The sequence below is a fragment of the Quyinboa ferrireducens genome (assembly GCF_042436675.1).
In the GTDB taxonomy this organism is placed as follows: Bacteria; Bacteroidota; Bacteroidia; order Bacteroidales; family UBA5342; genus JBHJHP01.
Map to the genome: position 1 here is coordinate 63,447 of NZ_JBHMVA010000020.1, position 8,358 is coordinate 71,804.

5 protein-coding genes are annotated in these 8,358 nt (G+C 39.0%); 3 read left to right on the forward strand and 2 right to left on the reverse strand.

From position 1 onward, the window contains the following. The first annotated feature begins 94 nt into the window (after positions 1-94). From ACE01N_RS19210 to ACE01N_RS19220, 3 genes are read left to right on the forward strand one after another with little or no spacing between them, the layout of a single operon-like run. Positions 95-1,621 (forward strand): NAD(P)H-hydrate dehydratase, encoded by a 1,527-nt coding sequence (locus tag ACE01N_RS19210; protein WP_380592458.1) that lies wholly within the window; start codon positions 95-97, stop codon positions 1,619-1,621. Positions 1,622-1,631: 10 nt separating this feature from the next. Next, on the forward strand, positions 1,632-2,723 hold the full coding sequence (locus tag ACE01N_RS19215; protein WP_380592460.1) for a DUF4831 family protein: 1,092 nt from the start codon (positions 1,632-1,634) through the stop codon (positions 2,721-2,723). A gap of 54 nt (positions 2,724-2,777) precedes the next feature. Then, a complete protein-coding gene (locus tag ACE01N_RS19220) occupies positions 2,778-4,226 on the forward strand; it encodes an aminoacyl-histidine dipeptidase (protein ID WP_380592462.1) in 1,449 nt (482 codons plus the stop codon). Here ACE01N_RS19220 and ACE01N_RS19225 read toward each other — a convergent pair. Both ACE01N_RS19225 and ACE01N_RS19230 read right to left on the reverse strand, forming a co-directional pair. Continuing rightward, positions 4,223-4,810 (reverse strand): YqgE/AlgH family protein, encoded by a 588-nt coding sequence (locus ACE01N_RS19225; protein ID WP_380592464.1) that lies wholly within the window; start codon positions 4,808-4,810, stop codon positions 4,223-4,225. The two genes, ACE01N_RS19220 and ACE01N_RS19225, sit on opposite strands and share 4 nt — an antisense overlap. A 182-nt stretch (positions 4,811-4,992) precedes the next feature. Then, positions 4,993-8,043 carry a LamG-like jellyroll fold domain-containing protein gene (locus tag ACE01N_RS19230; RefSeq protein WP_380592466.1) on the reverse strand — a complete coding sequence of 1,017 codons (3,051 nt, stop codon included), beginning with the start codon at positions 8,041-8,043 and terminating at the stop codon, positions 4,993-4,995. Between the last annotated feature and the right edge of the window lie 315 nt (positions 8,044-8,358).

An 8,358-nucleotide genomic window follows, 5' to 3' on the forward strand; every position in this document is an offset into this window, starting at 1 on the left:
CAATCGTCACACTCTCGGGATAAACAGTCTTATTTTTTTATCCTTTGAAGGCTCACTTTTTTCGACTAATTTTGTTTACAGCAAAAACTTCTGCATGAAATTATTTACAGCCGATCAAATACGCAGTCTCGATAAATACACGATAGAAAACGAACCCATAAGCTCTATCGATCTGATGGAAAGGGCATCGGGCAAATTATTCAGGGTCATAAAAAAGCTTTTTAAACAGGACACCGAAATTGCTGTATTTGCCGGCCCGGGGAATAATGGTGGTGACGGACTTGCGGTAGCACGATTACTGACAAATGATGATTATACCGTTTCCGTTTACCTTTTTACAAAGACAGATAAGTTATCACCCGATTGTAAAACAAATTACGACAGGCTTATTTCCATTGGCGTTCAATCGGAAACCGTTAATCCCACAAAGCTTCCTGGTCTTGAAAACAAGGTGGTAATTGATGCTATTTTCGGATCGGGTTTATCAAGAAAAGCAGAAGGAACATATGGCCAGGTTATACAATTTATAAACCAAAACAAGTGTACCGTAATTTCGATTGATGTTCCATCTGGGTTATTTTGTGAATCCAATTCGGACAACGATCCTGAATCAATTATTCAGGCGCATTACACCATTTCATTTCAGGTGCCAAAAATGGCTTACCTTTTTGCCGAAAACGAGCAGTTTACCGGACATGTGATTGTTGAGGATATCGGTTTAATGAGAGAGGCTATGGATAAAACGCCATCACCTTACAAGCTCATTGACAAAGCAGATGCTGCTTACATTCTAAAGAAAAGAAAAAAATTCTCGCATAAAGGAACCTATGGTCATGCACTGTTACTGGCCGGAAGCTACGGTAAAATGGGTGCTGCCATCCTTTCATCAAAAGCCTGCCTGAAAAGCGGAGTCGGATTGCTGACAACACATGTTCCAAAATGCGGATACGATATTTTTCAGACAGCCGTTCCTGAAGCTATGGCCTGCATTGACCGTTCAGAATACCTGATATCAGGACTACCGGATCTTTCACCCTTTAATGCTATTGCAATCGGACCCGGCATCGGCACAAAACCCAATACCGTTTCGTTAATGAAGGATCTGCTTGAACAGTATTCAGGAGACATGGTAATTGATGCGGACGGATTGAATATATTGTCCCAGAATAAAGATCTGCTGGAAAAACTGCCTCCAAATACTATCTTAACTCCTCATCCCGGAGAATTTGCACGATTATTCGGATCATACAAAGATGGTTTTGAACGGATGCAAAGGCAGATTGAATTGTCAAAACAATACAACTGTATTATTGTTTTAAAAGGAGCACATACGGCTGTTACAAACCCTGAAGGAGAATGCCATTTTAATACCACAGGAAATCCCGGCATGGCAAGTGCCGGAAGTGGTGATGCTTTAACAGGAATGATCCTTTCTTTTTTATCGCAGGGTTACCCTGCATTTGAAGCAGCAAAATTAGCCGTCTGGCTTCACGGAAAATCTGCTGATATGTTTGTACTAAATCAGGGCATGGAAGCGTTAACTGCAACAGATATAATTAACGGAATAGGAACAACAATTCATGAAAATTTAATTGGTTCCGCTAAAGAAAACTATTTTTAAGATGAACAGAATGAGACACATCATCCCGTTTTTGATCGCGATAATTTTTATTACCGGGTGTAACAGCAACCAAAATATGCCGGCAGAACCGGAAGCATCAATCCAGGTTACACATCTTGATCAGCTTGAAGTGGCAAAAGACAGTACGCTTGTATACGCCTTACCTCAGACCAGGCTTAAATTTAAAATTACCGCTGAGAAAATAATTAAGAAAACCGGACCACTATACCGTTATTCAGAACGTTTTTTGGGAATAAAGGATGTTATTCTTAAAGATGAGATCTCATATAAAATTAAAACAATAGAACTGGAAACAGTTAGTGAACCTGATCCGGACCAGTATTACCAGGTTTCATATTCAGGAAAAGGATTCGTACCGCCACTGCGTCTCACTGAAGAAGGATGTATTGCCGGATATAATACTAATCCTGTGATGATTGAAAAGGAGGAAGAATTAATCTTAACAGATCAGGAGCCTTTGGACACATCGTTTAAATACACTCCATACCTGGAAGACCAACTGGTGGTAAATTCAACTGCTAAAATGGCCGAGGAAGCAGCTAATTTTATATACCGTATCAGAGATAACCGTGCCTCACTTGTATCCGGGGAACTGAATTATTTTCCTTCGGATGGCAGTGCCCTGTCCATTAGTCTTAATGAGATGGATAGAATGGAAAAAGATTTCCTTTCGTTATTCTTAGGAAAAGAAGTAAAAGAAGAAGTTGTTTTTAATCTCGATTATCTTCCGGAATCAAAGGTCAGTAAAGCATTATTTTTCAGGTTTTCACAATTTAAAGGTTTGGTTGATAAAACAGATTTGAGTGGTAGCCCGTATTACATGACCGTTCAATTAAAAACGGATAATCTCATTACAAACGATACCTTGAATAAGGTAACATATCATGGACTTTTCTACAGGGTACCTGCAAAAGTTACGGTAAAACTATCGGATGGAACAAATACATTATTCAACAGTGATGCCACTGTCGCACAGTTCGGATCAGTTCTGAGCCTACCTGCTTCACTTTGTACTATTCCTGGTATTTCCATCAGTTTTTACAAAGAAACAGGTGCTATAAATTCAATTGACAAGCAATAAACGAGTATCAGGTATCAGGAAGCAAGACACAAGACAAACACAAAATACACACAAATGAAAATTTACGAATTAGAACCTCAGATTCTTTGGAAACATTTTTATAATCTGACACAAATTCCACGTCCGTCCCATCACGAAGCAAAAGCCAGGGAATACGTTACAGAATTTGCAAAATCACATAATCTGGTATATCTGGTGGATGAAACCGGGAATGTTGTGATCCGAAAAGCTGCAACAAACGGACTTGAAAATCACAAAACTGTTACATTGCAGAGCCACCTGGATATTGTACCACAAAAAAATTCTCATATAGCGCATAATTTTGAGACAGATCCGCTGAATGTATATATTGACGGCGACTGGGTAAGCGCAAAAGATACTACACTTGGTTCGGATAACGGTATTGGGGTGGCAGCATCTCTGGCGGTTCTTGAATCAGAAGAATTAAAACACGGTCCCATTGAAGCCCTGTTTACCATTAACGAAGAAGCTGGCATGGAAGGTGCTTTCGGCCTAAAACCGGGAGTACTTAAAGGAGATATACTGTTAAATCTGGACTCGGAAGATGAAGGGGAATTGTTTGTAGGTTGTGCAGGAGGCATAAATGTTACAGGGACTCTTCAAATGATTAAAGAAGAAGTACCGGATGATTATTCTAGTCTTGACATTGTAGTAAAAGGTTTTAAAGGAGGACATTCGGGACTGGATATAAATCTTGAAAGGGGTAATGCCAACAAAGTACTGTTCAGATTGCTAAAGACCCTGGTTGCACAATACGGCGTAAGAATGGTTTCTGTAAACGGAGGTAGCCTGCGCAATGCCATACCAAGGGAAGCATTTGCAACAATTCTTGCAGAGCCCGGACATGTTGGGGATATTGAAAATGCTGTTTCTTCTTTCGAAGCGTTAATTAAGAATGAATATTCGGCCACAGAACCCAATATTGACATATCTGTTCACAAAGCAACTGAACAAGCCGCCTATGTAATAAATGAAATGGTTCAGGATGATCTGATTAATGCCGTCACCGCCTGTCCTACCGGCGTACATCACATGAGTGCTGAAATGCCCGGAACGGTTGAAACGTCTAACAACCTGGCCATTGTGAAATCGGATGATGAAAAGATTGAAATACTGAATCTTACCCGCAGCTTTTCTGAATCGAGAAAAGAAGCCCTGGTATCAGAAATTGAAAGTGTTTTATCATTGGCGGGGTGCAAAATAAGTAAAGACGGCAATTATCCCGGTTGGAATCCAAATCCTGAATCAGGGATCTTAAAAACCATGAAGGATGTCTATTTAGAAAATTGGGGTAAGACACCGGCAGTAAAGGCTATTCATGCGGGTCTTGAATGTGGTATTATTGGCTCAAAATATTCTGAAATGGATATGTTATCTTTTGGCCCAACCATAAAATTTCCTCATTCTCCGGATGAGAAAATCATGATTAAGACCGTTAATGAATTCTGGAAGTGGTTGGTATTAACCCTTGAAAAAATCTAATTCATTTCTGGATTACTGGGGAAGTTTGTCCAACGGGCATAATCTTCCCCCAGTGATTCTACTGTGCTTCTCCAAAGTTTGTTAATAGGAGCATGTAGAATATGTTCTGCTGAAAGGTCTGTAACAAGCCATGAAGATTCTTTTAACTCATCTGCCAACTGGCCGGGAGACCAACCTGCATAGCCAATAAAAAAACGTATATCATTTAAGAGAGCCGGATTTATCGCCAGCAAATCTTTTACATACTCAAAATCACCACCAAAAAACAGACCTTTTATCAATTCTATGGTGCCGGGAACGTTTTTGAAACTGTGAATATAAAACAACTTATCCGGGCTAACCGGTCCACCACATATGAGTTTGGTATCAGAAAATGATACATCCTTCAACACTGATCCTATTTTCAAATCAAGTGGTTTATTCAGAACCAATCCCATGCTACCTTCAGCGTCATGTTCGGTAAGCAATACAATTGAACGCGAAAAATAGTATCCTTGTAAAAAAGGTTCAGAGATCAAAACCCGCCCTTTTTTAGGTTTTACATTGTTTTGTTTAATCTTAAATATGTCAATATCTAATTTCAAAATCCCAAATCTTAATTACAAGATATAGAATTTATTGAATAAAACAAAACATATTTTAATTCCGGGTCAATCACATCAAATATCAGTTAATATAAATCATATTGCATTTTGATGGAACATGGAAACAAAAAAGCTGTCCCGGAAACATCCGCAGACAGCTTTTTAAATTTAATACCTATATGTTATTTTACAAAAACTTTTTTAACCTGAGAATTTACTTTTACAATGTAAATGCCACGATCTACAGAAATATTTTCTGAATTTCTAACCGTAACAAGACGACCGGTGATATTGTAAACACTCACCTTCTCATCTCCCTTCAAATCATAGATCCTTATCAATCCAGGAATTGAAGTATCAACTCTGTAAGTATCGTCGACTTTTACATCTTTTACAGGTACAGACAAGAGATATGCAGTATAAAGATCATCCGAAACACTGCTCATTGTACTAATCTCTTCTGGTGTCAACTTTTTATTGAACAGCTGAAAGTCATATAACATAGCCTTTGCCAAATAAACATCCCCTTCAAAATTGGAACGTCCCAGGAAATTGGAAGTTGTCCCGACCATTCCGGATTTAGGAATTGTTGTGTTTGGCCACTTCTTAACCGTAGCTGTATCAATAGCAATTCCATCCTGGTAAATATAGCCTAAAGTATCATCCTGAACATATGCATAATGATGCCATTCCCCCTGACTTGCGGCTGCATCTAAACCGGTTGTTCCGACCTGACCATTATCCCAGCGATACGGTGAAATAGCATATGTATTATAACTGGCCCGACCAAACAAATAACCATTTTTATATGCAGCTGATGAATCACTGTTTGAAAAGGTATACAGGAAGTTACCATTGCTGGTAAAATTATCTTTAGTCGGATCAATGAAATAATAAACACTGATTGAAAATCCATCCTTTAAAGCGTAAATTACTTTACCTACCTCGTCACCCATATCAAAATAGGATGAATCGCCTGCCAGATTAAGCACACCAAAATCCGTAGTTCCCTTAAGCACCCTGCTACCTGCACCCTTCATCAGAGAACCCTGAAAATGCTGCTCAGACAAATCTGTAACTACATCACCATTTACATTTGAAGGGTCAAAGTTAAAGTGGATCAACATGTCAGATGTATATTTAGTTGCTTCCGCTGCTGGTATTGTAGCTATAAACTCTTTCGTTAGTTTATAGCCTCGTTTAGATAGTACAGCTGTCAATTTAACGTCTGTATCCAGGTAATCCGGACGGGTTACAACACCATCGGCACTGATTAATCCAGGCGCGGAAGACCATGTAATTGTTATGGAGTTATCCAGAATACCCTGCGATGGCAATGTCAGGTTTGTGGTCAGATTACTCAAATCACCTAAATCCAGATTTTCGAATTCTGCATCCAGTTCATCCGGATAGCTGGCGTCTTTGTTTTCTGCATAAGCAGTATTCAGATCATTCAACACATTATATACGTCCAAACCTATTCCAAATGGTGATGATAACTGAATCTCACCTTCGGAAAGGGCCTTACCGTATAATCTGAAATCGTAAACCAGAGTATTTTTAAGGTATACATCTGCAGTGTAGCAGGAACGACCTATCCAATTAAATAATGTACCTTCCAAACCAGCTTTCTTAAGAGAGGTAGACGGAAGATTTGTCACTGTTCCTGTTGCGGCGACATCACCATCAATGTAAACAGTTCCTACCGAACCGTTCTGTACATACAATACATGATGCCAAACGCCCTTCCATCCATCTGTAGATGCAGGATTAACTCCTGGATTGACTGCTTGCTGATCACCACCGTAAATGGTTGGAGTAATTGAAAATCGGTGATCAGTTAAACGTTCAATCATTGCTCCGTTTCTGTCGGCATCAATATCATCGGTATTGGAAATACACCAGATAAAGTTACCGTTTGAACCAATATCAGTATTTTCCTCTTCTACCAGGTAGTATGCTGATATTGTATAGTCTCCCAGCTGGTAAATATCCTTTCCAATACCAGTCCCCATGTCAAAATACCCTGTACCATTTCCAAGATCCAGAACGTTATACTGATTTGTATTTCCTATTGTCCTTATTTTGGCATCGTTGTACAATGTCCCTGTAAAGCCGCTTTCAGAGACATCCGTTACAGTTATGGCATCAGGATTACTAAAGTCAATATCATCGTCTGCAAAATCCCACTGGGCGACCAGATCTTCTGCCTGCGTAAGAGCAAGAACATAGGCTTCAAATTTTTTAGTCATTGTATACGTTTTACCATTACTTTCAATGGTAAGTGTTGCAGTCAGGATTACCGTAATATCAAATTTTTCGGGACGGGTTACGTTACCAACACTGTCTATTATTGTAGTATCAGAAGATGACCATTTGATTGAAACATTTCCGTCTGTTTCCGGTAAAGTAAGTTTTGAAGTCACCTCGTCCAATCCTTCGGGACTCAGATTATCAAATGCTGTAGTCAACTCTTGAGGAAGTCCTGCAAGATTTAAAATTTCAGATTGAGATAAGGCCCGGTTATATATCCTGAAATCAGACAGTTCACCTTTTAAAAATGAATCACCGTTTCCAACCCACTGCGATTTTCCGATCCATGCCGCAAAGTTAGCAACATCAATGCCCATAGTTGAAGGATTAACTGTAACACTTGCATTCTCTCCAACAGCAACACCATTCATATAAATGGTTCCTGTAGTTCCCTGCAGAGTAAACACTACATGAGTCCATTCATTTACCGGAACTGCAGAATTTGCAGCTATTACATCCGCATCAGGGATATCTTCATTTCTGATTTTCAACTGACAAACCTGATTACCATAAAACCATGGCGTAAACGCTGCATTGTTGTAACGACCTGTACCAATGTCGAGTAATCGGGCATTATAGCCCTGTTCATCAAGATAAACCCAGGTAGCAACCGTGAAATCAGAATAGGTCGCAAAATCTGATCCATAGTTTGGATCAATCTCAACATAACCTGAATCCTGATTAAGGATCAGTACATTTCTTCCATCATCGGACACACCTACGGTGGCATCGTTATTTAAAATACCATCGTTACTGTTCCCTGAGGCATCAGGGACCACACCATCAGTGGCTGATTCGAAAGTATAGTGTACTCTCAGCCCATTATCCAGTGTTTGCGCAAACATGTAATGGCTCATCATGAATGCCACCACCAAACTCATACTTCGAAGAAGTTTCACAGTGTATACATATTGTTTCATAAATAAAATGTTTTGAAAAAAATTAATCGGAGTTTTAAAACATTTCAAAAATAACAGAATGCCTCCCGCTTCAATATTAATTTTTCAACATATTCTAATCATAAATAGATAATACAAATAACGCGAATTTCAAATAATACATAATTGACGGAAAAGTTTCACTTTTTTTAAAAACAGAAAGGCCATCCAAAACGGACGGCCTTTCATATAGTTAAATTGCAATACTTATTTTACCAGAACTTTCTTAACCTGAGAATTAACTTTTACAATGTAAATACCACGGTCAACTGAAATATTTTCAGCATTTCTTACGGT